The organism is Escherichia sp. MOD1-EC6475 (assembly GCF_003046645.1).
GTDB classification, from domain to species: domain Bacteria; phylum Pseudomonadota; class Gammaproteobacteria; order Enterobacterales; family Enterobacteriaceae; genus Escherichia; species Escherichia ruysiae.
Genome location: NZ_PZKQ01000124.1, coordinates 1 through 593, shown reverse-complemented (window position 1 = coordinate 593; position 593 = coordinate 1). Strand labels below are relative to the sequence as shown.

The following is a 593-nucleotide window of genomic DNA, read 5'->3' as shown; positions in this document are numbered from 1 at the left end:
CTGAACTACAGAGGAATCGCTGTTGAGGCACATCTTAACGGCGAAAAATATTTTGTCAAACCTGTTTTTTATATTCCTCAACCGTTTGCCGTTTCTATCAACAGTTTGTTGCATTTGCAGACAATTTGTCGGCGAAAATCTTTGCAGCTTTTCTGATTCTCCCTCATTATTTGAAATGTGGTTTCACTTTCTGCAATTAAGGTCGGCTTTGAATATCCCCTCAGCTTTACGCCAGGTTGTTCGCCACACTCGCTGGCACTCAAAACGTAAGAGTTACAAAGTGTTGTTCTGGCGCGAAATAACTCCGCTTGCTGTTCCTATCTTTATGGAGAATGCCTGTGTCCTGTTGATGGGCGTGCTGAGCACTTTTCTGGTCAGTTGGCTGGGAAAAGATGCGATGGCGGGCGTTGGGTTGGCGGACAGCTTCAATATGGTCATTATGGCCTTTTTCGCTGCTATCGATCTTGGTACTACTGTCGTTGTGGCATTTAGTTTCGGTAAACGTGATCGCCGGCGAGCCAGTGTCGCACCACGGCAATCACTGGTGATCATGGCGTTACTTGCCGTGGTGGTGGCAATTCTCATGCATCATT

At 46.5% G+C, this 593-nt stretch carries 1 protein-coding gene; it reads left to right on the top strand.

What is annotated here, in order from left to right; translation table 11 throughout:
* Nucleotides 1-175: 175 nt before the first annotated feature.
* The coding region (locus A7589_RS22670; RefSeq protein ID WP_286174604.1) for an MATE family efflux transporter at nucleotides 176-593 on the top strand (418 nt) is incomplete at its 3' end.